Origin of the sequence: Ensifer adhaerens (assembly GCF_000697965.2) — a bacterium.
Taxonomy (GTDB): Bacteria; Pseudomonadota; Alphaproteobacteria; order Rhizobiales; family Rhizobiaceae; genus Ensifer; species Ensifer adhaerens.
Genome location: NZ_CP015881.1, coordinates 808,449 through 833,434, shown reverse-complemented (window position 1 = coordinate 833,434; position 24,986 = coordinate 808,449). Strand labels below are relative to the sequence as shown.

Genomic DNA, 24,986 nt, shown 5'->3' with positions numbered 1-24,986 from the left:
CAGGTTGATCGACCTGTTTTGTCAAGGCACTATGGCGAACGATTTTTCAGGCGGCGGTCATGAGCGAACACAAAAGAACCAACGATCCTCAAGCGGTGCGCCGCAGGATCGTCGATGCGGCCTACCAGGCCTTTGTCACCCAAGGATATCTCGCGACGGGAATGCAGGAATTGCGCGCGAAGGCATCCGTCTCAGGAGGCGCTATGGCCCATCACTTTCCGGCCAAACGGGAACTTGGATTGGCGGTTATCCGCGACCGCGTCGCCGTAGCGGTGCGGCAAACGTGGATCGACCCGCTGCGTACCTCTAGCGATACACCCACAGCGATCGATCAGATCTTCACCGAGATCATCAGCGAGCTCTCCGAAAACGGCTCCGTCTCCGGCTGCCCGCTGAACAATATGGCGATCGAAGTCTCCAGGCATGATGACGAGATGCAGCAGGCGCTGGGTGCAATTTTTGAGGCTTGGGAAGAAGCGCTCGCGGCGCGATTCCAGGAAGACATCCGCCTGAAGCGCGTCGCAGGCATTCAACCCGACAGCCTCGCCACCCTGATCATCTCCGCCTATTCCGGCGCGATGGCGATGGCAAAAGCCAATCAGCACACACGTCCGCTCGTGAACTGTCAGGCGGAGATCGCAGCACTTCTCGCGTCGAAATACGTCTAGGCTGGGTCCGCTCGGCTCCCTCGTGGGGAGGCCGCTGCTCCGGATTATCCGCAAATGTTGGGGGTGTGGGCGACAGCTTGAGATGCTAGAGGTGCTCATCGGGAAGGGGCACTCCAATAAACAGGAGACTTCTCGATGAGCAGAACTGCCATGAACGCCCTCGGACAACCGCTCCATTACAGCGGAAGTTCGACCGCATGGTTTTCCGCAACCGGATCCGGGTCCACGCTCTACGGAACTCCCGGCAACGATTCGATCTGGGGCGACGGTTCCGTCGATGTGACTATGTTCGGCGGCACGGGCGACGACGTCTACTATCTCTATTCATCGACGAACCGGGCCGAAGAGGCACCCGGCGAAGGGATAGACACGATCGATACCTGGATGAGCTACAGCTTACCGGAGAACTTCGAAAACCTGACCGTCACCGGTGACGGTCGACACGCCTTCGGCAACAGCGCCGACAACATCATCACCGGTGGCTCCGGCAGCCAGACCATCGACGGACGCGCAGGCAATGACGTGCTGGTCGGTTCCGGAGGCGCTGATACCTTCGTGTTCGAGCACGGCAACGGCAGCGACCTTGTCTCCGACTTCAGCTCCAACGATACCATTCGCCTCGACGGATACGGCATTACCTCGTTCGAAGAGGTGCTGGCGAATGCAGGCCAGCAGGGAGACGATCTCCGCCTCCATCTCGGCGATGGCGAAAGCCTGGTCCTGGCCAATACGACAGCCGACCAACTGCAGGAGGGCCAGTTCCAGTTGAGCCTGGACCGATCCGCCCTGACGCAGACCTTCTCGGACGATTTCGACACGCTTCAGCTCACCGACGGCACGGGCGGCATCTGGGATGCCAAATACTGGTGGGCGCCGGAAGAGGGGGCGACGCTCTCGGAAAACGGTGAGCTGCAATGGTACGTCAATCCGAGTTACGGGCCGACCGCATCGGCTAACCCGTTTTCGGTCGAGGATGGTGTACTGACGATCACCGCAGAGCGTGCACCGGACGCAATCCAGTCCGAGATCGGCGGCTATGACTACACGTCCGGGATGTTGACGACCTATTCGTCCTTTGCGCAGACCTACGGCTACTTCGAGATGCGGGCCGACATGCCGGACGATCAAGGTGCCTGGCCCGCTTTCTGGCTGCTGCCCGCCGACGGCTCCTGGCCGCCGGAGCTCGACGTCGTCGAAATGCGCGGGCAGGACACCAACACTGTCATCACCACCGCCCATTCCAACGAAAGCGGCGAGCACACGATCGTCAGAGACGGCGCGCAAGTCGCCGATACCGACGGGTTCCACGATTACGGCGTGCTTTGGACGGAAGACGAGATCGTCTGGTACTTCGACGATACCGAGATCGCCCGCGCCGATACCCCCGCGGACATGCACGAGCCGATGTACATGCTCGTCAATCTCGCGGTCGGCGGAATGGCCGGCACACCCGATGGCGATTTTGACGACGGGTCGCAAATGAAGATCGATTCCATCGAGGCCTATGCGCTGGACGCCGACTGGCTGATCTAGGCGGAGAAGCACGAAGGGGGCCGGCAGCGTCCGGGCTGCCGGTCCCGGCCTGTCGGAGCCGGAACGTTCGCCGTTCCAGCTCCGCAACAGGGCTAGTCCGCGATATGCGTGAGCCAATGGCGCGGCTTGTTGTCGGCGAGCTGAGCGACCTTATCGATCTTGTTGCTCATCACCCAAGCCATTGGCTGTTGGTGCAGCGGCAGCATGATGATCTCGTCCTTGACCATCTGCAGTGCCTTGGTCTGCAGATCGAGCCGCTTGGTCCGATCCATTTCGGTCGATGCCTGGATGATCAGCTTGTCGATATCAGGATAGCTCCAGCCGCCCCAGTTGAAGACGCCCGCCTTGTCGCTCCTCGTCTCGATCATCTGAAGCAGGATCGAGTAGCTGTCGAGCATCGGCTCGTTTGCCCAGCCGATGATGTAGACATCCGACAGACCGCCCGTGCGTTTGGGCGCCTGTGCCGCCGTCGGGCCGATGTCGAGTTGCGGCTTGAAGCCGGCGCGGCTCAGCATGTTGACGATGCTCTGGCAAAGCTCCTCTTCGTTGACATAGGCCTCGTTCGTGCAGACGAGCGTGAAGGGGAGATCGCTTGCGCCGGCCTCGGCGAGCAGCTTTTTCGACAGTTCGGGATCGTACGGCACGACCTTGTCCAGTGCTTCGACATATCCCGGGATTTCCGGCGCAACGATCGCACCCGCTGTCCTCGACTTGCCGCGCATGACCCGCTTCTGGATGAGTTCTGTGTCGAGCGCATGGGCGACGGCCTGGCGGACACGCAGGTCGTTGAACTTGTTGTCGACGCCGTCGGCCAGTTTCGGTTTGCGGTTGAAGCCCATCATGATGGTGCGAAGGTCGGTGCGCTCCATCACCTTCAGGTCCGGCTGCGCGACAAGGCGCGGAAGATCCTGCGCCGGCGCATTCTCAGTGAAGTCGATCTCGCCTGACAACAGTGCCGCCACGCGTGTCGCGGCTGAGACAATCGGCGTAAACTCGATGCGATCGATGTTGGACTTCGCCGGGTCCCACCACTCGCCGTTCTTGACCAGAACGGTCTTGCTGTCGGGCGTGCGGCTCTCGAGCTTGAACGGACCCGTGCCGTTGGTGTGGTAGGTAGCGTAGCCTTCTATCTTCTTGCCGACATCCGTCGGCTTCAGCGAATTGTTGTCGGCGAGCCACGTGGCGTCGAAAATGTGGATGTTCGTCAGGTCGTTCAAGAGCAGCGGATAGGGGCCGGTCAGTTCGATATCGACAGTGCGGTCGTCGACCTTCTTCGCCGACTTGTATGCCGGTAGGTTGCCCCGCAGCGGAGATGCCGGATCGCTGACCCGCGTCAGCGAGGCGATCACGTCATCGGCCGTGAAATCAGCGCCATTGTGGAACTTGACGTCCTCGCGCAGATGGAACCGCCAGACCGTGTCCGATACCGTTTCCCAGGAGGTCGCCAGTGCCGGCTCGATCTTCAGGTCGGCGTCAAAGCGGACGAGCCCTTCATAGACGTGATTGAGGAAAGACAGCGTGTAGCTGTCGCCATAGGAATAAGGGTCGAGCGAGTAGATATCGCGCGAAGAGCCCCATTTGAGCGTCTCCGCGTGAGCAGCCGCGGAAAGCGCCGTCGACATGGCGGCTGCGAGGATCAGTTTCTTGAGCATTCTGCTGTTCTCCTTTGTTGAGGTCACCGGCCCCCTTGAACGGGGAGCTTCTATTTAAGAGGCAAGGACGGCTCACAGGCCGTCCATCTCGCCGCCCGACAGGGGCGGCCAGTGGCGTGATCTGCTGTTGCGCGGCATGACCTTCTCGGTCGTGTCGATCACCGCAAAGACCTTCGGCGGCCTATGCGGGAATCTTGATCAACTGGCGTTCCTGGACGGCGATGCACCCAAGCGAAAGCCTCCTGGCGATGCTTGAAGCACCAAGTCCCGTTGTCGATCGGCGGTCATTCGATGGCCAACGCCAAGCATCAACTCGAACAGGGGCATATCTCTGCGCCGCTTCATGGAGGCGGTTCAGAAACCCGAGGTCGGTGGTTGGACGCCGCAATGGCGATCGAATGAGGAGATGTCAGGCGAGCCGGCCCGGCGGTGCGGGCTCGTACGTGCGGCATTGCGAAAAGTCGTGCGAGTACGCGGTCTTCTGGAGCCCTTGCATCAACCTGCTCCTCCCTAGCTCGTTGCTGCTAAGCGGCACCATCGCACGCCAAAAGTATTTGTCAACGTCTTTGTCGACAATCTTGAATACGATTATGGCGACAATCCAAATGACCGATTGATCTGCACAGGCGCGAGCAACATTGTGGGCAATGGAGAGGACGCCTTAGCCCAAGGTACGCTACGGCCAGCTCGATAGGGAAAGCCACAAGCGGTCAACCTGTCACTTCGCCACGGAGGCCTGCTCGCTGCCGCCGCAAAGACTGTCGATGCGGGCGCGAACCCGGGCGACGCCCTCGGCAATGCTTGTGCTTGGAATGGACGAATATCCCATCCGGAAGTAGCGGCAGGGCTGGTCGCTTCTGGGGAAGAAGGGCGAGCCGGATTCGACCAGCACGCCGTCCTGCCGCAATTCGCTGACCAGCCGGTCGGCATCGAGCCCTTCCGGTCCCTCCATCCAGAAGGACGTGCCGCCGAAGGTCGAGGAGCCTGCGACTTTCAGGTTCGCCCTACGCAGTGACTCGGCCATGATTACGTGGCGCTTGTGATATTCGGTCCGCATCCGGTGGAGCACGGCGTCATAATGGCCGAGCGCCAGGAAATAGGCTGCGGTGCGCTGAAGGTGTCCGGGCGGGTGGCGCAACATCAGCGAGCGAAGCGCACGCGCCTCGCGAATGAAGGGGGCTGGCGCCACGAGGTAGCCGAGCCGAAGCCCGGGAAAAAGCGATTTCGAGAAGCTGCCGATGTAGAGCACCCGGCCTGACGGATCGAGCGCCTTCAGCGCCGGGGAAGGCGGAGCGAGGTAGCTGATCTCGAACTCGTAATCGTCCTCGACGATGACGAAATCCCGTTCTTCCGCAGCCTGCAGCAGTTGCGTACGCCGATCCACTGGCATAGTCGCGCCGGTCGGCGAGTGGTGGCTCGGGGTCACGAAGACGGCATCGACGTTTTCCGGCAAGGCATCCGGTGACAGGCCCTCGACATCGACATCGACGGTGGTGACGTCGGCGCCGCTCAACAGCAGCGAGGCGCTGATATCGGGATGGCAGGGGTTTTCGCAGACGGCGGCGGAGCCCTTCTCCAGGATCAGACGGGTCACGATCCAGAGCGCATTCTGCGCGCCGACGGTGACGAGGATTTCGTCCGGCGTGGCGTGGATGCCCCGGCGCGGCAGCGTGCGCGAGCAGATGTAGTTGACCAGCCGCACATCGTCGGCCGCGGCAAAGTCGCTCGCCATCAGCACGAAATCCTCTCGCGCCAGAGCCCGGCGGGCACAGTCGCGCCAGGCATTGAGATCGAACAGTGTCGGGTCCATCTGGCCATAGAGGAAGGGGAATGGATAGCGCCGCCAGTCCAGCGGCTTGGCGACCTGGCGCACGACGCCAAAGCTCATCTTGATCTTGCGGCTCCAGTCGATCGGATTGGAGCCGGCGGATCGGCGCTCCCCTTCCACATCCATGCCCGGCGGATTGCCGGAGATGCGATAGGAGCTGCGGTTGACCGCCTCGACATAGCCCTGGTTGATCAGTTCCTGATAGGCGAGTGTCACCGTGATGCGCGATATTCGCAGATAGTCGGCGAGCTTGCGGCTGGATGGCAGATGCGCGCGCGGCTGCACCCTTCCGGCGAGCACGGCCGAAACGACCGTCTCGCGCAACTGCGCCTGCAGGCCGATCCCACTGTCGCGATCGATGAAAAAAATGGTTTCGGAAACGTTCATCTGCACGACGCCTGCTCCCCCGACGGCGTTAAACTGGATCTATTCAACTTCCAGACTGGATATAACGCAAGCCGGATCTCGGCCTTATCGTCATCAGCAAGACCGGAGAAACGGTCAGCGAATAAACAAAGAGGAGGAAGACAAATGCTACATGGACATTTCAGACGACTGGCCGCAGCCGCCAGCATTGTCGCGAGCCTGGCCGCATCCGGCGTCGCTTATGCCGAAACGAAACTCGTCGTCGGCTATCAGCAGATCGTTGGCCCGTTCGTGGCTGCGATCGCCGATGGCCGCTTCGATGCAGCCGCCAAGGAGGCCGGCTATTCGATCGACTGGCGCCAATTCAGCTCGGCCGGCGACATCACTACGGCGCTTGCCTCCGGTGACGTGCCGATCGGCGTTCTCGGTTCGACCGGTACTGCGGCTGCCGCGACGCGCGGCGTCGAACTGCAGCTCTTCTGGATCCTCGACAATATCGGTCAGTCGGAAGCGCTAGTCGCCCGCGAGGGCTCGGGCATCGAGACGCCGGCCGATCTCAAGGGCAAGAAGGTCGCCGTGCCTTTCGTCTCGACGTCGCATTTTCACTTGCTGGTCGGTATGAACAAGGTCTGGAACGTCGATCCGCGCGAGGTGGAAATCCTCAACCTGAAGCCGCCGCAGATCGTTGCCGCCTGGCAGCGTGGCGATATAGACGCGGCCTATGTCTGGCCGCCGGCGCTCTCAGAAATCCAGAAGACCGGCAAGACGATCTCGGATTCCGAGGTGATTGGCGCGGCTAGCGTGCCGACCTTCGACGGGCTGGTGGTCGACAAGGCCTGGGCCTCGGAGAACCCGAAGCTGATGGAAGCCTTCACCAAGGTTCTGGCAGACGCTTATGCCGACTACAACGCCAACAAGGCGGCGTGGACGGAGGAGTCGCCGCAAGTGGAAGGCATCGTCAAGCTGATCGGCGGCGATGGCCCGAGCACCGTCGAAGCCTTGCGCCTGCTTTCGTTCCCGAATGCGGATGAGCAGGCCTCCGAGGTCTGGCTCGGCGGCGGCGCCACGCGTGCACTGACCGAAAGCGCCAAGTTCCTCGTCGAGCAGAAGCAGATCAGCCAGTCGCTCGACGACTACGCGCCTTATGTGAACGCCGACTTTGCCAAGGCGGCCGCACAATAGGCTAATCTGTCGATTGCCCCGGCCGTTGAGGAGCGGCCGGCGCACCACCATAGACCGTGACCGAGGTGCAGGGAGGCATTTCTCATGGAAACATTGAGCGTCAGAAACATCAGTCTGACCTACCCGGGCCTCTATTCGGACCAGGCAATCATCGCCTTGAAAGGCGTCAACCTTACCATCAACAGCGGAGACTTCGTCGTTGCGCTGGGCGCATCGGGCTGCGGAAAGACGACGCTGCTCAACCTGATGGCGGGCTTCATGGCCCCGTCGGAAGGCGACATCACCCTTGGCAACCACCAGGTCAACGGACCTGGCGCCGAGCGCGGCGTCGTCTTCCAGAAGCACGCGCTTCTGCCGTGGCTGAACGTCATCGAGAATACCGAGTTCGGCCTCAAGCTGCGCGGCGTCGACAAGGCGACCCGGCGGGATCTTGCCACCAAGAACCTAGCTCTGGTCGGCCTTCAGGATTTCCACCGCCACATGATCTATCACCTCTCAGGCGGCATGCAGCAACGTGTTGGCATCGCAAGGGCGCTGACCTGCGATCCCGCGATGCTCCTGATGGACGAACCGATGGCAGCACTCGACGCGCTGACACGCGAGACCATCCAGGAGCTGCTGCTCAAGGTCTGGCAGCTCACCAACAAGATGTTCTTCTTCATCACCCACAGTGTGGAAGAAGCGTTGTTCCTCGGCTCGCGGCTGATCGTCATGTCGCCGCGCCCGGGCCGCATCACCCACACCTACGAGCTCAATTTCAACAAGCGGTTCCTCGCCGAGGGCAATGCGCGCGCGATCAAATCCAGCCCGGAATTCATCCGCATGCGCGAAGAAGTGCTCGGCATCATTTATGGCGACGAACGTGCGTCCGGCAACCCGGAGGTGGCCCATGCTTGACAGAGTGACACGCGCCAAGCCCGTAAAGGCCGGCAAGATCTTCGGCGCGCCCGGTGAAGGCAGCAGCGGCCTCATCAGCTTTTCGACGACGGTCGTCATCGTCGCTCTCTGGTTCCTCGTGACCGAAGGCGGCTGGGTCAAGCCGCTGTTCCTGCCGTCGCCGCTGGCGGTCTGGGACAAGTTCATGCTGGCGATGACCGACGGTGTTTCGAACTCGACGCTGATGCAGCACACGCTTGCCAGTATCGGCCGCGTGTTCGGCGCTTTCCTGCTGGCGCTGCTGACCGCCGTGCCGATTGGCGTGCTCATGGGCGTCAATCGCTTCGTGCGCGGCCTGTTCGATCCGATCATCGAATTCTACCGGCCGTTGCCGCCGCTCGCCTACCTGCCGCTCGTCATCATCTGGCTCGGCATCGGTGAGTTCCCGAAGGTGTTCCTGATCTATCTGGCGATCTTTGCGCCGATGGCAATTGCCGCAAGGGCAGGGGTGCGTTCGGTCTCGACGGAACAGATCCACGCTGCCTATGCGATGGGCGCCACCCGCGGGCAGGTCATCAGTCAGGTGATCATGAAGGCGGCCTTGCCGGAGATCTTCACCGGCATGCGCATCGGCATCGGCGTCGGCTGGACCACCCTGGTTGCCGCCGAAATGGTGGCGGCCAACCGAGGCCTCGGCTTCATGGTTTTGAATGCCGCCGAAAACCTCGAAAGCGACACGGTGATCATGGGCATCTTCATCATCGGCATCTTCGCCTTCGCCTTCGATCTTCTGATCCGCTACCTCGAAAAGGCGCTGATCCCCTGGAAGGGCCGCCTCTAACCGGCGACCACCTCCGACACTTCAATTGAATACGGCCTGGCGGCCTTTTGAAGACGGCCTTTCCCGTCTCCGGCGAAGCCATGCCTTACGACCAAGCCAAAGGACTGGACCATGACACTGACGGCAACCGATCTCAAAACCTTGTTCGATGCCTTCAACCGGCATGACATCGACGGGGTCATGCACTTCTTCGCCGAAGATTGCGTATTCAACGCCGTCGGCGGCCCGGAGGTCTACGGCAACCGTTTCGTCGGTACCGGTCCGATCGCAGATGCCTTCAGCGGCGTCTGGAAATCGATGCCGGACGCCGAATGGGGCAACCACAGCCACTTCGTCGAAGGCGATCGCGGCGTGTCCGAGTGGACCTTCTCCGGCACGGCTGCCGACGGCAGCCGCATCGAGGCAGAAGGCTGCGACCTCTTCACCTTCCGCAACGGCAAGATCGTGCGCAAGCAGGCGTTCCGCAAGAACCGCCCGGTCCTGCAACCCCGCTACTGATGGCCTGGAGCTAGAGCCATGCAACTGCGCGCCACACCCTTGAAGCCTGAAAGAGAGCCGTTTGACCCGGCCTATGACCCCAACCATGCCCGCAGCCCCGGCACGGGCAAGGACTATGCGCCGACCTACTGGATCGGCACCGCCGGTCCCGAACCGGAGGACGACGGTCCGATCACGGGCGATATCGATGTCGATGTTGCGATCATCGGGTCCGGCTATACCGGTCTCTCCTGCGCCATTCATCTGGCGCGCGAGCACGGCATCAAGGCAGCGGTTCTGGAGGCCAATGGCGTCGCCTGGGGCTGCAGCACCCGCAACGGCGGGCAGGCACAGATTTCCGCCGGCCGCCTGAAGCGCTCGCAATGGATCGCCCGCTGGGGCGTGGACGTTGCCCGCAAGATGCATGCGGAGATTTCCGAGGGTTTCGACCTCTTTCGCTCTCTCGTCCGCGAGCCCGAAATCGACTGCGATCCGCAGGATGGCGGCCATCTCTATATCGCCCACCGCGACAAGATGCTGCCGGCGCTGCAAAGCGAGGTTCGCGTTCTCAACGATACCTTCGGCTATCGCGCCCGCATGGTCTCGCGCGACGAGATCCACCGCGATTTCGTTCGCGACGAGGAAGCACGCGGGGCGATGTATGAGCCCGATGGCATGGGCATCCATGCCGCCAAGCTCGCCTTCGGCTACCTCAGGCTTGCCCGCAAGCTGGGGGCAAAGGTGCATACGTCGAGCCCGGTGCTTGATTGCACCGCCAAGGGCGGCATGCATTACCTGACGACGCCTGGCGGAACGGTGCGGGCGCGTGCCGTCTGCATTGCGACGGCCGGCTACACGTCACCCGGCATGAACGCGCTCACCCGCCACCGACTGATGCCTATCCTGTCGAACTCGATCGTCACTCGGCCGCTGACGGAAAGCGAGCAGAAGGCGCTGAACTTCAAGGCGCGCATCCCGCTCACTGATACGCGGACGCTGCGTCACTACTATCGCATGCTGCCGGATGGCCGGGTGCAGATCGGCAGCCGCAGCGCCATCACCGGACGCGACGCGAGCAATCCGAAGCATCTCGAGCTTCTGCTTGCCGGTCTCTACCGCAAGTTCCCGGCACTCCGCGGCATCGACATCGACTACTCCTGGTGGGGGTGGGTGGATGTCAGCCACGACATGATGCCGCGCATCTTCCAGCCGGACCGGAGCCAGAGGCTGTTCTACGCCATGGGCTATGGCGGCAACGGCGTGATGTATTCCGCCCAGGCCGGCCGTCGCATGGCCCAGATGGTCGCCGGCAAAGGCGGCGGCCTCGACCTTCCCATCTTCACTTCGCCTCTGCCGGGCCACGGGCTTCTGACGCCGTTCCGACGGCTCGGCCAATGGGGAATGTACCGCTGGTACTACCTCCGTGACGAGATCCTCTAACTCTCTGAAATAATACCAGGAAAGGAACCACCCCATGAAAATGACCACCGAGGAAGCCTTCGTCAAAGTTCTTCAGATGCATGGCCTCGAACATGCCTTCGGCATCATCGGCTCGGCCATGATGCCGGTGTCGGACCTGTTCCCGAAGGCCGGCATCAAATTCTGGGACTGCGCCCATGAGACCAATGCCGGCATGATGGCCGACGGCTTCAGCCGCGCCACGGGCACGATGTCGGTTGCGATCGGCCAGAACGGCCCCGGCGTCACCGGCTTCATCACCGCGATCAAGACCGCCTACTGGAACCACACGCCGCTTCTGATGGTCACGCCGCAGGCGGCCAACAAGACGATCGGGCAGGGCGGTTTCCAGGAAGTCGACCAGATGGCGATGTTCGAGGAGATGGTCTGCTACCAGGAAGAAGTACGCGATCCCTCGCGTATCCCTGAAGTCCTCAACCGGGTGATCGAAAAGGCCTGGCGCGGCTGTGCGCCGGCGCAGATCAACATTCCGCGCGACTACTGGACGCAGGTGATTGACGTCGACTTGCCGGCGATCGTTCGCTTCGAGCGCCCGGCTGGTGGCCCGCAGGCGATTGCCGAAGCGGCCAAGCTTTTGTCCGAGGCAAAATTCCCGGTCATTCTCAACGGCGCCGGCGTCGTCATCGGCAATGCCATCTCCGATTCCATGAAGCTCGCCGAGCGTCTCGACGCGCCAGTCTGCTGCGGCTACCAGCACAATGACGCCTTCCCGGGGAGCCATCGCCTGTCGGTCGGCCCGCTCGGCTACAACGGCTCGAAGGCTGCGATGGAGCTGATCTCCAAGGCCGATGTTGTCTTGGCGCTCGGCACGAGGCTCAATCCGTTCTCGACGCTTCCGGGCTACGGCATCGACTACTGGCCGAAGAACGCCTCGATCATCCAGGTCGACATCAACGCCGACCGGATCGGGCTTACCAAGAAGGTGTCGGTCGGCATCTGCGGCGATGCCAAGCAGGTCGCCCGCCAGATCCTGGAGCTGCTCTCACCGTCTGCCGGCGATGCCGGCCGCGAGGAGCGCAAGGCCGCGATCCACCAGACCCGCTCGGCCTGGCAGCAGCAACTCTCCTCGATGGATCACGAGGACGACGATCCGGGCACGGAATGGAACGAAAGCGCACGCTCGCGCGAGCCGAACCGCATGTCACCGCGCCAGGCCTGGCGTGCGATCCAGGCGGCCCTGCCGAAGGAAGCGATCATCTCCACCGACATCGGCAACAACTGCGCGATCGGCAATGCCTATCCGACCTTCGAAGCGGGCCGCAAATATCTGGCGCCGGGCATGTTCGGCCCCTGCGGCTACGGTTTCCCGTCGATCGTCGGCGCCAAGATCGGTTGCCCTGATGTGCCAGTGGTCGGTTTTGCCGGTGACGGTGCCTTCGGCATCTCGATGAACGAGATGGGCTCGATCGGCCGCGAGGGATGGCCGGCGATAACGATGGTGATCTTCCGCAACTACCAATGGGGTGCCGAAAAGCGCAACACGACGCTCTGGTACGCCAACAACTTCGTCGGCACGGAGCTCAACCCCAACCTCTCCTACGCCAAGGTGGCGGAAGGCTGCGGCCTGAAGGGCGTGGCGGTCAACACGACCGCAGCTCTCACCGAAGCCCTGTCCACTGCGATCGCCGACCAGAAGAAGGGCGTGACAACCTTCATCGAAGTCATCCTCAACCAGGAGCTCGGCGAACCCTTCCGCCGAGACGCGATGAAGAAGCCGGTGCCCGTTGCCGGTATCGATCGCGCCGACATGCGTCCCCAGAAGCGGGCCTGATCCTCGATTACGTCAAGCCCCGCCCGGTACCCGGGCGGGGCGAAGCCTCCCGCAGATGACCGGAACAGAACCATGACCTTCGTCGCCTCCGTCCACGAACGCTTCCGAAGCGTGCCCTCCGGCTTTGCGGCCTACTGGCCTGGCTTTGCCGTTACCGCGGCGGTGGCCGTCGCTGCCCAATTCCTTTCCGACCACTACGGCGCGCCGGCCATGCTCATGGCGCTCCTGCTCGGCATCGCCTTTCACTTTCTGTCCGAGGAAGGGCGTTGCGTCGCCGGCATCGATTTCTGTGCCAAGAAGGTGCTGCGCATCGGTGTGGCGCTGCTCGGCATGCGCATCAGCGTCGACCTCCTCATCGGGCTTGGCGCAAGCACGATCCTGCTCCTCATCTCAGCCATCGCCGCGACCATCGGCTTCGGCCTGCTTGCCGCAAAGCTTCTCGGGCGTGGCTGGCGGCTGGCGCTTATCACCAGCGGTTCGGTCGCAATCTGCGGAGCGTCTGCAGCGATGGCGATCGCAGCCGTTCTTCCCAAGAACGAGTTCTCCGAGCGCAACCTGATCTTCACCGTGCTTTCGGTCACCGTGCTCTCGACACTTGCGATGATTGCCTATCCGATCCTCGCCCAGACCATGGGGCTCGACGCGCGCGCCACGGGCATCTTCTTCGGTGGCACCATCCATGACGTCGCGCAGGTCGTCGGCGCAGGCTTCTCGGTCTCGCCGGAGGCGGGCGAAACGGCGACGCTCGTCAAGCTGATCCGCGTCACCATGCTGGCGCCGGTCGTGCTCATCTTTTCGCTGTCACTGCGCAAAGTACCGCAGCCTGAGGGCGAGACCGGTAAGCGCCCGCCGCTCTTGCCCGGCTTCGTCGTCGCCTTCCTGATCTTTGCAGCGCTGAATTCCTTCGGTTTCGTGCCGGAACTGGTGGCCAAGGCCGGCATGGAAACGTCGCGCTGGGCGCTGCTTGCCGGCATCGTCGCCGTCGGCATGCGCACGTCGCTTCGCCGCGTGCTCGATGTCGGTGGCGACGCCGTCGCGCTGATCGTCGCCGAAACCGTCTTCATCGCTCTCTTCATCCTCGTCGGCATTCACTATCTGGGGCACGCCTGATGAAACCGCTCGATCGCATTATCGAGGCCGCTAAAGCCGCCCCGCGCCATATCGTGCTCGCCGAGGGCGAAGACCCACGCATCGTCGAAGGCGCCTTGCGCGCCGTGCGCGCCGGTATCGCCAAGATCACGCTCGTCGGCGACAGGAAAATCGTCGCGGAGGAGTTGCACGCTGCCGGCGGCGCACCAGACGAAATCCGCATCGAGGATCCGACTTCGTCTGCGCTGACTGAGCACCTTGCCGTTGCCTACCACGATCTCCGTCGTAGCAAGGGTGTCGACGAAGCGGCCGCGGCAGCAGCCGTACGCTCGCCTCTTGTCTTTGCGGCCATGATGGTCCGCGAGGATCAGGCAGACGGAACGGTCGGGGGCGCTGTCGCCACTACCGCCGATACCGTGCGCGCCGCACTCCAGACCATCGGCCGGGCACCGGATGTCGGACTGGTGTCGAGCTTCTTCCTGATGATGCTCTGCGCGCCGCACCACGAAAAGAAGGGCGCCTTCGTTTTCGCCGATTGCGGGTTGGTTGTGGATCCTGACGCCACCGGCCTTGCCGATATCGCCGTGACCTCGGCACGCTCCTACGAGGCGCTCTCCGGCAAACCGGCGAAGGTGGCGATGCTCTCGTTCTCGACGGCCGGCAGTGCCGCGCATGAGCGCGTTTCGAAGGTGGTGGAGGCGACGCGCCTGGCCCATGCCTCAGCGCCGGGATTGGTGATCGACGGGGAATTGCAATTCGACACCGCTTTTGTCGAGGCCGTCAGCGCGGCAAAGGCGCCGCAATCGGCGCTGCATGGCGAGGCCAATGTCTTTGTCTTCCCCAACCTCGACGCGGCAAACATCGGCTACAAGATCGCCCAGCGCATCGGCGGCGCCACCGCCATCGGCCCGATCCTGCAGGGGCTTGCGAAGCCTGCCAACGATCTCTCGCGCGGCTGCAACGCCGACGACGTCTTCCACATGATCGCCGTCACCGTCGTTCAGGCGTCGGGCGGGCAGTCGACCGGCTAAGTCGCGCAAGTGACAGCGAACCGCCTTGCCGGTTGAGCCTGTCAAAGCTATCACCTTTGGGTCGAATTGGACCATCGGCGGTCTATCGACTGCCGATCTAAAGGAGAGACCGAACAATGACTTGGGCGTCAAGGATCATCTTCTTTCTTACCATGGCCTTCGTATCGTCGGGTAAGGCAACGGCAGAGGAGGCCGCGTCGCCAGACGATGATCTCACGATCCTATTGAGGGCGGATAAGGGCGCGCTCACGCTCGAATACCGCAAGCCAGGCCAACGTCTCGAAGATGATCCCTCCGTCCAATGCGCCGTTGGCGCTCGGTTCACGCTTCCCGCCGGCGCGGTGGTGAACCTCGAACTCGTCTCGACGGACATCGTCTATAGCTTCGAAGTGCCGGGCTATGTCGAGCAGGTGGATCTCGTGCCCGGCCTCGTGAACTATCGGCAGATCGAGACCCCTGCCGAAACCGGCCAGGCCGACGGCGTGCTTCAAGTGCACCCGGATGGTTTGAAGAAGGCCATCGCAGTGCGCTTCAACAAAGAGCAAAGCGCTTTCGACGCCCGAATGCTGTGCGCCAACTAGGCGCACGATCTTCTCGCAGCGAATCCTTCGTGTTCGCGGCGGAGCAAAGCTCGGTTGCCGCGCAGGCTGTCGGTCACGACGTCATGATGAAGGGCCGGCATGTCTCCGGCGGCAGACCATCAAGTACAAGTTTTCGGAACGCAGCGTCGACTTCCCGGGGAGGCATTTCCGGTCGCTCCTCCAGCCACCAGCGCAGAACGGCGTTGAACGTGGAGACCATGTGACGGATCACGAGGTCACGCGGAAGAGCGGCATGCATCGTGGCGGGGAGCGACTGGCGAAGGACCTCCGCAAGCACCCCGTCAACCGCATCGCGAACGATGCCGCCTCCGCGTCCGCCGGCAAGTGCGACCTGGATGTCCGCGTGTTCGGCGACATGCTCGAACAAGGCGCGGCTGGGATCCCACGCCTCTTCTCGCTCCCGCTCGCGTGGCGATGAGATCGTCTTGTCTTTTGCAGTCACCAGCAGATCGCGCAGACGCTCCAGACTGCGTTTCAGAAGGTCGTCTTTCGACGTGAAGTGCGCATAGAACGTCGACCGCCCGATATTCGCCTCGGTCAGGATGTCTTCGACGGTGATCAGTTCGTAGTGCTTGCGGCGTATCAAGGCGAGAAGAGCTTCACAGAGCGCCGTGCGCGTTCGGGCCACGCGTCGATCGATCGGCAAGTTTGTTCTCCTTTTTCCGAACGAGCGCGCGTTGCAGTCCCATTCGGTACACGAGGCGCCCTACTGTTTCGCAACTTCCGAACACCGTGTTCCGGATCGTGCTAGCCGAATGTCGTCTAGTCAACATCGAGGAACAGCCATGGTTGCGCTTTCTGCAACGTCCCCTCTCTCTTCCCCATTTCGAAAAGCGGGTGCCTGCGCGCTTTTCCTGCTCACCCTGACGAGCCTGCATCACGCCTATGGCGCCTACATCTATGAAACACCGTGGCGTCTCCATATCGTCCAGTTGGCCGTGCCGGCGGCAATAGTCATTGTGGCCGCCCTGTTCGTTGGCCGGTCGAGGAGCGGGACCACAGCTGGACGTGTCGCGACCTGGCTGGCCGCCCTTGTCGTGCTCGCCTTTCCGGTCGCAATGATCGGCATCTACGAGGGAGGCTGGAACCATGTGGTCAAGAACGCCGCCTATTTCGGCTTCGGAACAGATGCAGCACGGTCCCTGTTTCCCGAGCCCGTGTACCGGTTGCCGGATAATTTGCTTTTTGAATTGACGGGGATCGCCCAATTCCCGCTCGCCGTCATCACCGCGCTGAATACGCTCGCCCTGTTGCGGCGTCCCGTCCGGTGATCGGATTTAGGTGCCGGCGGCCGCGCCGGTCGTTCGGATAAGGCAACGCTGCGAACAAGCGCCGTCAGGCGATTGTTCGTGCGCTATCCGTCATCAGCTTCAGCCCCAGTGCGCCCACCACGGCGCCGGCGGCGCGGTCGATCCAGGTCTTGGAGCGCAGGTAGACGATCCGCGGGCCGTGGGAGGAAAAGCCGAGGGCGACGATTGCGTACCACGCGAACTCGTTGATGAAGAGCAGCGGGGGCAGGGCGAGAAGCATCCAGGTAGGCGCCGGCGACGGCAACAGCGCGGCGAACATCGAGGCGTAGAAGATCGCCGTCTTCGGGTTGGAGATCTGAACGAAGAGCCCCCGCAACAGGGATTTCCAGAGCGTGCTCGGCTGGTCGGCGGGTGTCTCGGCAATCATTATCTTCTGCGGTGCGGCCCGCCAGATGCTTATGCCGATCCAGACGAGATAGGCGCCACCGGCGAGCCTCAGGAGGATGTTGAGCCATTCAACCTGAAGAAGGATCGCCGTCAGGCCGGCGACCGCAATACAGGCGAAGAAAAAGCCGCCAATGCCCATGCCGACCGCTGCCATCAATCCATCGGCGCGGGACCGTGCGATCGCGATCCGCGACACCACGATGAAGCTCGGCCCGGGGCTCATGGCTCCAAGCAGGAAGACGCCCAGGATGGAGGCAAGAATTGCAAGTTCATGCATGTCATTATCCTCTCTTTAGAACGCTGCCGCCGCCGACGCAGGGCGAGTATGAAACGCGTTGCGTCATCCCACAATCGGGCATGTCCTCTCCCGCTCTCTCCGTCGAGAAAGCGGGAGACGTTCGTCAAGAATGACCTTCCTCGATCTTCGGGAGGAACCACGCGAGAAGCCCCGCAAGCGGAAGGAACGAGCAGATATAATAGACCGTTTCGACGCCGTAGCTATCGGCCAGTATCCCGAGAAGCGCTGCCGCAATGCCGCCGAGACCGAAGTTCAAGCCGTAGAACAGCCCGCCGATAAGCCCGATGCGGTTCGGCAACAGCTCGATGGCGTAGATCAGGATCGATGCGAAGGCGCTTGCCATGATGAGGTTGATCATCACCGTCAGCACGCCGGTCCAGAACAGATCGGCATGTGGCAGGATCAGCGTCAGCGGAAGCGGGCCTAGAACCGAGATCCAGATGATCCGGTAGCGTCCGATGCGATCGCCGACAATCCCTCCGATCAGGGCGCCTGCGGCCGAGGCAAGCAGGAAGATGAACAACATCATCTGTGCGGAAGGGATGGAGAGGCCGAACTTCTCCATGAGGTAGAAGGTGTAGAACGAGCGGAAACTTTCGCCATAGGCGTTCTTGGTGAACATCAGCAGCGTCAGGACCACCAGAGCGGCGCCAATCGTCGCCGGCGCGTGGCGGATGCTGCCCGCCTTCTTGCTGTCCGCCCGCAGCGCCATGAATGCGGCGCTGATCTCCCGCTGCTTGCCGCCGATCCACGCGAGAAGCACCATTGCCAGCAACGCCAGGGCGGCGAACCAGGCGAGGCTCGGCTGCCCCCAGGGAACGATGATAACCGCGGCAAAAACCGGACCGAGTGCGCCGCCTGCCTGGCCGCCGACCTGAAACAGTCCCTGCGCCAATCCCTGCCGGCCGCCGGCGGCATAGCGCGCCATGCGCGTGGCTTCCGGGTGGAAAATGGACGACCCGATGCCGATCAGCGCGACAGAGACAAGGATCATGGCATAGCTATCGGCAAGGGCGAGGCTGACCAGGCCCGAGAGCGTGAACATCATCCCGACGACTGGCGAATAGGGGGCGGGGTGTTTGTCCGTGACCATGCCGATCGCCGGCTGCAGCAGAGACCCGGCAATCTGGAAGGTCATGGTGATCATGCCGATCTGCACGAAGTCGAGCGCATAGGCGTCCTTCAGGATCGGATAGGCGGCCGGGATCAGCGACTGCATGAGGTCGTTGAGGAGATGGGTGACCCCGAGAACGACCAGGACGGCCAGATGCGTCTTCGGGCGTGTCACGGCAGGGATGGCGACTGTCATGGTTGATTTCTTGACTCCAGGATGCCGTGAAACGGCCTGCGGCGATGCCGCGCGGCGGGGAGCTTATGCATCCTCCGATAGGCGGGCAACCACCGGATGACGCTGCGCGCGAAAAAATGAGCTGTCGGGGCGGGAGGTTAGGCTCGCACGGGCACTTTCTTGGCCAGCCTTCCTCTGAGGACGCCCCGGAGCTTGCCGGCAAGGCGCGGTTCTTGCCCCGCCGCCTCGTTCGCCCCGACTCAGGCCTTCCCCCGCGAGACAGGTCTCACGGCGCTGTCGGCTTTCGGGTGGCAAGGTCCGCGATCGCGAGGAAAACACCGATCGCGAGGAATACGGCAAGGACCAGCGCCGCTCCAGTTGCACCAGTCGCGTCGAGCTGCATCGCAGCAAGCGGCAGCACGGCCAGGATCATCAGGTTGTTGAGGCTTTCCGAAAGCGAAAGCACCTGACCTTTTTCCTCTCCGGCCAGGCTCGCAAGAATGGCGGTGCTCGTCGGTGCGGCGAGCCCCAAGGCAAAGCCCCATGCCGTCAGGAAAACGAGGTCCCCCGTGAACGACAGGGGGGTGAGCATGAAGCCGCCGACCGCCGCACTCAGGAGGAACAGCGCAACGATCAGCGTGCGATCGTCACCGCGAAACAGCCGTGCGGCTCGGCCGACGCCGAGGTTGCCAAGCAAGAGTCCCAGACCGAAAGCCGAGATGGAGACGCCGGTGGCCGCAACGCCGAGGTCATAACGAAGCCGCAGGACCTCGCCGGCAAGAAGGAAACCGGCGACAGCCGTTCCGTTCCAAAGGCCTTTCGCGGCCAGGGGGCGGATCAAATTGCCACGGCCGAGCCAGACAGGACGCCTCATCTTCGGCACTGGGGGATTTCCCGCCCGGGCGGGAATCGCACTCCGGGCTATGGCAACTGTCGTGAGGCAGCCGGCGGCAGTCACCAGGAAAGGCGCACGCCAATCGAGTGCCTCCGTCAGGACGCCGGCGATGACCGGCCCCGAGACGATGCCTGATGTCATGCCGATCATCACCGCTCCCATCGCGGCGGATTGTCGGTGCGCGGGGATGATGTCTGCCACCAGGGCAAAGACCGTCGGAATCAGAGCCGCCGACGCCAGGCCGCCGAAGACCCGCAGGACGATCGCTGCCCCGAAGCTCGGCGCGATCGTCAGCGCGAGGCCGTCAATCGAGAACAGAACCAGCGACACGAGCAGAAGTCGGCGACGGTCTATGCGATCGGAAAGGTAGCCGAAGATCGGCGCGGCCACGGCATAGGAAAGCGCGTAGCTGCTGACGAGCCATGCGGCGTGCGCCGGCGTCGTCTCGAAGGCCACGGCCAGGGGCGAAAGCATCGCCGACAGCATGAACTCGGTCGCGCCGACAAAGAAAACGGCGAGCGCGAGGGTGGGCAAAATGAAGCGTGAGGGCACGGATTATCGTCCTTGAGCTTGAGAAGCAGGAGAGAACCGGCGCGCGAAGACGTCTAGCCCGTTCGTGGCGCCGGAAGGATCGAAGCGTTTTTTTTGGGGGGGGGAGAGTGTCGGCGCTGCGGACCCCGATGGTTCGGGTCATGGCGATGCGAATGAATGCTCGCCTAAGCTGAATACGACAAGGAACCTCTAGCAAAGAGGTTTAGGGAACACAACAGTTCTTCCCGATCGGTATCCGAAACGAACCGCTGGGTGGCCAGCCGCGCTATCGCGCGACCGGCCCATTCAGGCGCTCGTGGTCAAGGCAGACCCTGGCCTCACATGATCTGCGGTGGAACGCTCAGACCTGCCGGTCAATCGGCCGGTCCAGCGCCCAGCGTCCGATCCCATGGGCGCTGAGATAGGCAAAGACGCCGATCCATACCGTCGAAAGCTGAAAGCCCGTGCCGCGCGGGATCATCACCACAACCAGAATGACGATCATCTGGATGAAGAGCATGAAGGCGAGGGCGCGCGTCAGAAGCCCGAGCGCAATTGCGATACCGCCGAAAAGCTCCAAGGCGATAGTCAGATAGGCGAGCGGCCGGATCGAGGCCCCGACTCTGGAAAAGTTCGATGTCACGGGGCATGTCGCCGTTGAAGAGCTTTTCCCAGCCGAACCAGCTCACGACTTCACCCGTTGTGATCCTCAGCATCAAGTAATGCGACAAAGGCCGCGGTGAGGTTGAAGATCAGATAAAGTCCGGTGCTGCTCCCAGATCCGGCAGAACCATGGCATTCGCATGCGTGGTAGCCTGTGTCACGGGAAGTTCCTTCCATGAATGAGCATTCGTTGTGAGGAGATGCGTGCGGCTCAGCACATGCCGCCGTTTGCCCGGATGACCTGGCCATTGATCCACGCGCCTTCCGGTCCGGCGAGGAACGAGACGACACGGGCGATATCCTCGGGTTCAGCGAGCCGTTCGAGGGGGTTCATCTTTGCCATGCGGAACAGCAGTTCAGGGCTCTTTCCGCTCAGGAACAGCTCCGTCGCAACAGGCCCAGGGGCGATCGCGTTCACGCGAATTCCGCGGCCACGCATCTCTTGCGCCAGCACCTGGGTCAGTCCTTCGACCGCCGCCTTGGTGGCAATGTAGATGCCATAGGTCGGCAGGCGCATTCCAATCACGCTCGACGAGACGTTGATGATCCGGCCGTCGTTGCGCAGTCGTTTCGCCGCCTCGCGGCAGACGTTGAACGCGCCCTTCAGGTTTATCGCGATGGTATCGTCGACGACGTCGTCGGTGACGTCGGCAATCGGTGCAAGCTTCATGATGCCGGCGCTGTTGACGACGACGTCCACCCCGCCGAAGGCTTGCGTGGCCGTGTCGAACATCGCGGCAACCGCGCCGGCGTCGCTGACATCCGCTTGAATGACGCGTGCGTCGCCACCGCCGCCGATGATTTCGTCCGCGACCGCCTTGGCCGCCTCAGTGCGTCCCGCATAGTTCACGACAATCTTGAAGCCGTCACCGGCGAGGCGCCTGGCGATTTCCGCCCCAATGCCCCGCGACGCTCCGGTAACCAGCGCGACCTTGTTGCTGTTGCTCATGTGCCAAGCCTTTCAGGTGTTCCGTCTATTGATCGCGAGGAGGATACGCCTGGCATGAGAGAAGAAAAAATGCATAATTTGCAGGAGATAAATTACTGAAAGTATGAGTTGTCATGACGTTTGATGCGCGCTTGCTCAGCGGGATCGGAGTGCTTTCAGCAGTCGTCGAGGCCGGCAGCTTTGCCCGGGCCGGTGAAGCAATGGGGTTGACTCAGCCTGCGGTCAGCCGCGCAGTGGCCCGATTGGAGGAGCGCGTCGGCATACGTATTTTCAATCGAAGCGCCCGGGCAATCTCGCTGACGGACGAGGGGCGGCGCTTTTATGAACTCGTCGCGCCACTTCTTTCGGCAATCGAGGAGGCCGCGATCATGGCCGGCGGCACCAAAACGCACGTGCGTGGCAAGCTGCGGATCAATGTCGATGGGACCTTCGGGCACTTCGTGCTCGCCCCGAGGATCAATGACTTTCTCGAACGCTATCCGGAACTGTCGGTCGAGATCTTCGTGCGTGACTCGATCGGCGATTTTGTCGGCGAGGGGACGGACGTTGCCGTACGCTTCGGCGAGCCTGGCGCCCATTCGATGCATACGGAGCTGCTGCTGGAAACGCGTGTGTTCACCTGCGCGTCGGCGCAATACCTAAAGAAATATGGCAGGCCGCAAGTGCCAGCCGATCTTTCGCACGGGCACCAATGCGTCCTCATCCGCGACCCGGCGACCGGGCGCCCCTTCGCCTGGGAGTTTCAGAGCCGTGGCGAAGCCATACCGTTCGCGGCGACCGGCCGGGTCATGGTCAATGACACGGGCTCGCTGATTGCCGCCTGCCGCAGCGGCGCGGGGATCGCGCAATTGCTCGAGATCTATGTCAGGGACGAATTGTCGGACGGCGATCTGATCCAGATCCTGCCGGACTGGTCAGAAGAAACCTTTCCGCTCCATGCCTATTATCGCCGCTCGGACCTGATGCCTGCAAAACTCCGCGCCTTTCTCGACTTCGTACGCGAGATCGTCGCTTAGCCGCTTCGGATCGCTCTATCCCGCGTTGGGCCGCCACCGCACATGCTCGATGAGCGCGCGCAGCTTCGGCGCAAGGTTCCGTCGATTGGGAAAGTAGAGATAAAAGCCCGCGAACGGCGGGAAATAGTCCTCGAGAAGCGGCACCAGCTGTCCCGCAGAAACATAGGGTCTGAAGGTTTCCTCCATGCCGAAGGTGATGCCGCCTCCGGCGCAGGCGGTCCGGATCATCAGCGACATGTCGTTGGTGGTGATCTGCGGGTTCACCGCCACGTCGAACTCGCGCCCATCCTTGCCGAACTCCCAGCGATAAGGTGCAGTTTGAGGCGCCGGACGCCAGCCGATGCATCGGTGCTGGGCGAGGTCCGACGGTTGCATGGGCTTGCCGAAGCGTTCGATATAGGATGGCGCCGCGACAGCGGTCTGGCGTTGCTCGGCCGATACCGGGACTGCGATCATGTCCTGCTCGATGACTTCGCCGAGCCGCACCCCGGCATCATAGCCTTGGGCCACGATGTCGAACTCCTCGTCCGTGACGGTCACATCGATCTGGATCGTGGGGTAGGCCTCGGCAAAGCTTGCGAGCAGCGCCCCTGATATAAACCTTTCGGCGATCGAGGACACCGCCAGCCGCAACAGCCCGGTTGGGGCCATGTCCCGGTCGGCTGTGGCGTCCAGGGCCAGGCCGACCTCCGCGAGGGCCGGGGCAACGCGCAGGTAAAGTTGCGCGCCAGCCTCCGTAAGGCTGACGCTGCGTGTCGTCCGCTGCACGAGTGCAACGCCGAGCCGATCTTCCAGCCGCCGCAGAGACTGGCTTACGGCCGATCGGGTAACGCCCAGATGCTCGGCAGCCGCGCGAAAACTCCGCGCCTCGGCGACGGCCATGAAGACGGAGATGGCATTAAGATCGACGGCCATTGGACGGCTCAACTTACCAGTGTCGGTGTGATTGGGCAGAGTGATGATGCAATCATGGCCCGCCGATCGACAACCTTCAAGGCATCAAAGAATGTCACCGCGAGTTCTACCGCGCCTGTGATCGCCTCCAGAAGGCTTGCCCTGATCGCAAGAGCCCGGCAGAGCCTTCACTTCTTCCCCGCCTCCCGCCCCGCCTCTGCAGCCGCAATGGACATTCGGCTGCAGAGGCGGGGCGGGAGACACGCGGCAACCATCGTTGGCATCAAAGGATCGGGGCGATCCCGTAACGACGGTCTTCACGTGCTCCCCTTCCGCAGTCACCTTTCGCGGTAAAACACCATGCCGCCATGGTGCAGCACGTCATCCATGAACTCGCCATCGGCCGTAAAGCCGGTGTCATCCCAGTAGTCGATCTGGTTGCCGGTCACTTCGTAGCGCCCCTGATAGGCGCTCTTTCGGTTTCCGCGCGCCTCGTCATAACGGCCGTTCGGCAACAGCTCCCGGCGGATCCGCCCGTCCTCGGTCACCCACATGCCGACATAGGGATGATCTGCTTGCTTGCTTTGAGCCTCGCTGCTCATGACGTCCTCCGCGACGGCTTGACGGGAGATGGGCGCGTCGAGAGATGCGAGACCGGCAACAAGGGTGGCGGCGGCAAGCTTGGGGAGATTGTTCATGGCTGCTCTCCCGCAGGCTTGTCCTTGCCCGCTTCGGCCCGTTCGGCAAAGAGCTGCGACAAGGATTGCGAGGCAGCAATGGCGCGGGGAAATCCGGCCGGAACAGTTACCATGTAGATGATTTCCTTGAGCTCATCCTCGGAAACACCGATGTTGAGCGCGTATCCGGCATGGACATTCATCAGCTCCGTCAGGCCCATCGCAGCGAAGGCGGCGACCGCCGCCAGTTGCCGCGTCCGGTTGTCGAGACCCGGGCGAGCCCAGACGTCGCCAAGGGCATAGGCCTCGGTCGCATCGGCAAGGAAGGGAAACTCCTGCCGCATCCGTTCCAGATTGGGCTGCGTCACGCCATTGTTGAGGGTCCGGATGACGGCGGCGCCGCGTTCGCGACGCTCCTCCAGGGATTGGGCGAAGGCGACCTCCGGCGAAAGGCCCAGGAAAACCGCCGCACCTGCTGCTGCGAATTGCGATTGAATGCGATCAAGCACGTTTCTCTCCTCGATAGATTGTCTGTTGGGACGTCAGCCGATCGCGAACGTCGCCATCCTCCGGCTGTTCGATGCCGGGGAGGGCGCGACAAGCGCGCGTCCTATCCGCGTCAGCTGAATTTGGGGGAGGCGCTGTCATTCGGAGCGTCGAAAGTCAGCGGGCCCTGTCCAGTT

General features: G+C 62.5%; 24 protein-coding genes. 13 read left to right on the top strand and 11 right to left on the bottom strand.

What is annotated here, in order from left to right:
* The first annotated feature begins 59 nt into the window (after positions 1 to 59).
* Positions 60 to 668: a TetR/AcrR family transcriptional regulator gene (locus tag FA04_RS23440; RefSeq protein WP_034790437.1), complete on the top strand. Its 609-nt coding sequence runs from the start codon at positions 60 to 62 to the stop codon at positions 666 to 668.
* Positions 669 to 803: 135 nt separating this feature from the next.
* Complete coding sequence (gene eglC / locus FA04_RS23435) at positions 804 to 2,201, top strand: endo-1,3-1,4-beta-glycanase EglC (RefSeq protein WP_034790436.1); 1,398 nt, start codon at positions 804 to 806, stop codon at positions 2,199 to 2,201.
* 92 nt (positions 2,202 to 2,293) lie between these two features.
* On the opposite strand, the gene FA04_RS23430 is transcribed toward eglC, so the two are convergent.
* Both FA04_RS23430 and pdxR read right to left on the bottom strand, forming a co-directional pair.
* The gene (locus tag FA04_RS23430) at positions 2,294 to 3,853 is read right to left on the bottom strand and encodes an ABC transporter substrate-binding protein (protein ID WP_034790432.1); all 1,560 of its coding nucleotides are present in this window, start codon (positions 3,851 to 3,853) and stop codon (positions 2,294 to 2,296) included.
* 718 nt (positions 3,854 to 4,571) lie between these two features.
* Complete coding sequence (pdxR, locus tag FA04_RS23425; RefSeq protein ID WP_034790431.1) at positions 4,572 to 6,068, bottom strand: MocR-like pyridoxine biosynthesis transcription factor PdxR; 1,497 nt, start codon at positions 6,066 to 6,068, stop codon at positions 4,572 to 4,574.
* A 144-nt stretch (positions 6,069 to 6,212) separates the two neighbouring features.
* Between pdxR and tauA the strand changes: the two genes are divergently transcribed.
* The 9 genes from tauA (at position 6,213) to FA04_RS23380 (ending at position 15,374) form a co-directional block, all read left to right on the top strand.
* Positions 6,213 to 7,229: a taurine ABC transporter substrate-binding protein gene (tauA, locus tag FA04_RS23420; protein WP_034790430.1), complete on the top strand. Its 1,017-nt coding sequence runs from the start codon at positions 6,213 to 6,215 to the stop codon at positions 7,227 to 7,229.
* Positions 7,230 to 7,313: 84 nt separating this feature from the next.
* Entirely contained in the window at positions 7,314 to 8,126 is an 813-nt protein-coding gene (locus FA04_RS23415; protein ID WP_034790429.1) for a taurine ABC transporter ATP-binding protein, read from the top strand.
* The gene (locus tag FA04_RS23410) at positions 8,119 to 8,946 is read left to right on the top strand and encodes an ABC transporter permease subunit (RefSeq protein WP_034790428.1); all 828 of its coding nucleotides are present in this window, start codon (positions 8,119 to 8,121) and stop codon (positions 8,944 to 8,946) included. Before FA04_RS23415 ends, FA04_RS23410 begins: the two co-directional genes overlap by 8 nt.
* Before the next feature lie 117 nt (positions 8,947 to 9,063).
* Positions 9,064 to 9,444 (top strand): nuclear transport factor 2 family protein, encoded by a 381-nt coding sequence (locus tag FA04_RS23405; protein WP_090297417.1) that lies wholly within the window; start codon positions 9,064 to 9,066, stop codon positions 9,442 to 9,444.
* Between the two features lie 18 nt (positions 9,445 to 9,462).
* Entirely contained in the window at positions 9,463 to 10,863 is a 1,401-nt protein-coding gene (locus FA04_RS23400) for an NAD(P)/FAD-dependent oxidoreductase (RefSeq protein WP_034790426.1), read from the top strand.
* A 34-nt stretch (positions 10,864 to 10,897) separates the two neighbouring features.
* The gene (gene xsc / locus FA04_RS23395) at positions 10,898 to 12,673 is read left to right on the top strand and encodes a sulfoacetaldehyde acetyltransferase (protein ID WP_034790425.1); all 1,776 of its coding nucleotides are present in this window, start codon (positions 10,898 to 10,900) and stop codon (positions 12,671 to 12,673) included.
* A gap of 72 nt (positions 12,674 to 12,745) precedes the next feature.
* The gene (locus FA04_RS23390) at positions 12,746 to 13,783 is read left to right on the top strand and encodes a YeiH family protein (protein WP_034790424.1); all 1,038 of its coding nucleotides are present in this window, start codon (positions 12,746 to 12,748) and stop codon (positions 13,781 to 13,783) included.
* On the top strand, positions 13,783 to 14,793 hold the full coding sequence (gene pta, locus FA04_RS23385; RefSeq protein ID WP_034790423.1) for a phosphate acetyltransferase: 1,011 nt from the start codon (positions 13,783 to 13,785) through the stop codon (positions 14,791 to 14,793). Before FA04_RS23390 ends, pta begins: the two co-directional genes overlap by 1 nt.
* Before the next feature lie 116 nt (positions 14,794 to 14,909).
* Positions 14,910 to 15,374, top strand: a complete 465-nt coding sequence (locus FA04_RS23380; protein ID WP_034790422.1) for a cupredoxin domain-containing protein — start codon at positions 14,910 to 14,912, stop codon at positions 15,372 to 15,374.
* Between the two features lie 73 nt (positions 15,375 to 15,447).
* Here the strand turns inward: FA04_RS23380 and FA04_RS23375 are convergent, their stop codons facing one another.
* On the bottom strand, positions 15,448 to 16,041 hold the full coding sequence (locus tag FA04_RS23375) for a TetR/AcrR family transcriptional regulator (protein WP_051659196.1): 594 nt from the start codon (positions 16,039 to 16,041) through the stop codon (positions 15,448 to 15,450).
* A gap of 139 nt (positions 16,042 to 16,180) precedes the next feature.
* On the opposite strand from FA04_RS23375, the gene FA04_RS23370 reads away from it, so the two are divergent.
* Positions 16,181 to 16,666: a hypothetical protein gene (locus tag FA04_RS23370; protein WP_034790421.1), complete on the top strand. Its 486-nt coding sequence runs from the start codon at positions 16,181 to 16,183 to the stop codon at positions 16,664 to 16,666.
* A gap of 64 nt (positions 16,667 to 16,730) precedes the next feature.
* Here FA04_RS23370 and FA04_RS23365 read toward each other — a convergent pair whose 3' ends face one another.
* The 5 genes from FA04_RS23365 to FA04_RS23345 all read right to left on the bottom strand — a co-directional run bounded on the left by FA04_RS23365 (position 16,731) and on the right by FA04_RS23345 (position 21,716).
* Positions 16,731 to 17,369, bottom strand: a complete 639-nt coding sequence (locus FA04_RS23365) for a LysE family translocator (protein WP_034790420.1) — start codon at positions 17,367 to 17,369, stop codon at positions 16,731 to 16,733.
* A 124-nt stretch (positions 17,370 to 17,493) separates the two neighbouring features.
* Complete coding sequence (locus FA04_RS23360) at positions 17,494 to 18,699, bottom strand: MFS transporter (protein WP_090297361.1); 1,206 nt, start codon at positions 18,697 to 18,699, stop codon at positions 17,494 to 17,496.
* Positions 18,700 to 18,964: 265 nt separating this feature from the next.
* Complete coding sequence (locus tag FA04_RS23355; protein ID WP_034790419.1) at positions 18,965 to 20,125, bottom strand: MFS transporter; 1,161 nt, start codon at positions 20,123 to 20,125, stop codon at positions 18,965 to 18,967.
* A 340-nt stretch (positions 20,126 to 20,465) separates the two neighbouring features.
* Positions 20,466 to 20,747: a DoxX family protein gene (locus tag FA04_RS23350; protein WP_051659195.1), complete on the bottom strand. Its 282-nt coding sequence runs from the start codon at positions 20,745 to 20,747 to the stop codon at positions 20,466 to 20,468.
* Between the two features lie 231 nt (positions 20,748 to 20,978).
* Positions 20,979 to 21,716: an SDR family oxidoreductase gene (locus FA04_RS23345; RefSeq protein WP_034790416.1), complete on the bottom strand. Its 738-nt coding sequence runs from the start codon at positions 21,714 to 21,716 to the stop codon at positions 20,979 to 20,981.
* A gap of 113 nt (positions 21,717 to 21,829) precedes the next feature.
* Between FA04_RS23345 and FA04_RS23340 the strand changes: the two genes are divergently transcribed.
* The gene (locus tag FA04_RS23340; RefSeq protein ID WP_034790410.1) at positions 21,830 to 22,732 is read left to right on the top strand and encodes a LysR family transcriptional regulator; all 903 of its coding nucleotides are present in this window, start codon (positions 21,830 to 21,832) and stop codon (positions 22,730 to 22,732) included.
* A gap of 15 nt (positions 22,733 to 22,747) precedes the next feature.
* Here FA04_RS23340 and FA04_RS23335 read toward each other — a convergent pair whose 3' ends face one another.
* The 3 genes from FA04_RS23335 to FA04_RS23325 form a co-directional block, all read right to left on the bottom strand.
* Positions 22,748 to 23,647 (bottom strand): LysR family transcriptional regulator, encoded by a 900-nt coding sequence (locus FA04_RS23335; RefSeq protein ID WP_034790409.1) that lies wholly within the window; start codon positions 23,645 to 23,647, stop codon positions 22,748 to 22,750.
* A 317-nt stretch (positions 23,648 to 23,964) separates the two neighbouring features.
* On the bottom strand, positions 23,965 to 24,324 hold the full coding sequence (locus tag FA04_RS23330) for an Atu4866 domain-containing protein (RefSeq protein WP_034790408.1): 360 nt from the start codon (positions 24,322 to 24,324) through the stop codon (positions 23,965 to 23,967).
* Complete coding sequence (locus FA04_RS23325; protein ID WP_210338678.1) at positions 24,321 to 24,761, bottom strand: carboxymuconolactone decarboxylase family protein; 441 nt, start codon at positions 24,759 to 24,761, stop codon at positions 24,321 to 24,323. Before FA04_RS23325 ends, FA04_RS23330 begins: the two co-directional genes overlap by 4 nt.
* Positions 24,762 to 24,986 lie beyond the last annotated feature (225 nt).

Excerpts from the sequence above, each read along its gene's own strand:
- FA04_RS23440 (WP_034790437.1), top strand. The coding sequence starts at position 60 with ATGAGCGAACACAAAAGAACCAACGATCCTCAAGCGGTGCGCCGCAGG.
- eglC (WP_034790436.1), top strand. The coding sequence starts at position 804 with ATGAGCAGAACTGCCATGAACGCCCTCGGACAACCGCTCCATTACAGC.
- FA04_RS23430 (WP_034790432.1), bottom strand. The coding sequence starts at position 3,853 with ATGCTCAAGAAACTGATCCTCGCAGCCGCCATGTCGACGGCGCTTTCC.
- pdxR (WP_034790431.1), bottom strand. The coding sequence starts at position 6,068 with ATGAACGTTTCCGAAACCATTTTTTTCATCGATCGCGACAGTGGGATC.
- tauA (WP_034790430.1), top strand. The coding sequence starts at position 6,213 with ATGCTACATGGACATTTCAGACGACTGGCCGCAGCCGCCAGCATTGTC.
- FA04_RS23415 (WP_034790429.1), top strand. The coding sequence starts at position 7,314 with ATGGAAACATTGAGCGTCAGAAACATCAGTCTGACCTACCCGGGCCTC.
- FA04_RS23410 (WP_034790428.1), top strand. The coding sequence starts at position 8,119 with ATGCTTGACAGAGTGACACGCGCCAAGCCCGTAAAGGCCGGCAAGATC.
- FA04_RS23400 (WP_034790426.1), top strand. The coding sequence starts at position 9,463 with ATGCAACTGCGCGCCACACCCTTGAAGCCTGAAAGAGAGCCGTTTGAC.
- xsc (WP_034790425.1), top strand. The coding sequence starts at position 10,898 with ATGAAAATGACCACCGAGGAAGCCTTCGTCAAAGTTCTTCAGATGCAT.
- FA04_RS23390 (WP_034790424.1), top strand. The coding sequence starts at position 12,746 with ATGACCTTCGTCGCCTCCGTCCACGAACGCTTCCGAAGCGTGCCCTCC.
- pta (WP_034790423.1), top strand. The coding sequence starts at position 13,783 with ATGAAACCGCTCGATCGCATTATCGAGGCCGCTAAAGCCGCCCCGCGC.
- FA04_RS23380 (WP_034790422.1), top strand. The coding sequence starts at position 14,910 with ATGACTTGGGCGTCAAGGATCATCTTCTTTCTTACCATGGCCTTCGTA.
- FA04_RS23370 (WP_034790421.1), top strand. The coding sequence starts at position 16,181 with ATGGTTGCGCTTTCTGCAACGTCCCCTCTCTCTTCCCCATTTCGAAAA.
- FA04_RS23365 (WP_034790420.1), bottom strand. The coding sequence starts at position 17,369 with ATGCATGAACTTGCAATTCTTGCCTCCATCCTGGGCGTCTTCCTGCTT.
- FA04_RS23360 (WP_090297361.1), bottom strand. The coding sequence starts at position 18,699 with ATGACAGTCGCCATCCCTGCCGTGACACGCCCGAAGACGCATCTGGCC.
- FA04_RS23345 (WP_034790416.1), bottom strand. The coding sequence starts at position 21,716 with ATGAGCAACAGCAACAAGGTCGCGCTGGTTACCGGAGCGTCGCGGGGC.
- FA04_RS23340 (WP_034790410.1), top strand. The coding sequence starts at position 21,830 with ATGACGTTTGATGCGCGCTTGCTCAGCGGGATCGGAGTGCTTTCAGCA.
- FA04_RS23335 (WP_034790409.1), bottom strand. The coding sequence starts at position 23,647 with ATGGCCGTCGATCTTAATGCCATCTCCGTCTTCATGGCCGTCGCCGAG.
- FA04_RS23330 (WP_034790408.1), bottom strand. The coding sequence starts at position 24,324 with ATGAACAATCTCCCCAAGCTTGCCGCCGCCACCCTTGTTGCCGGTCTC.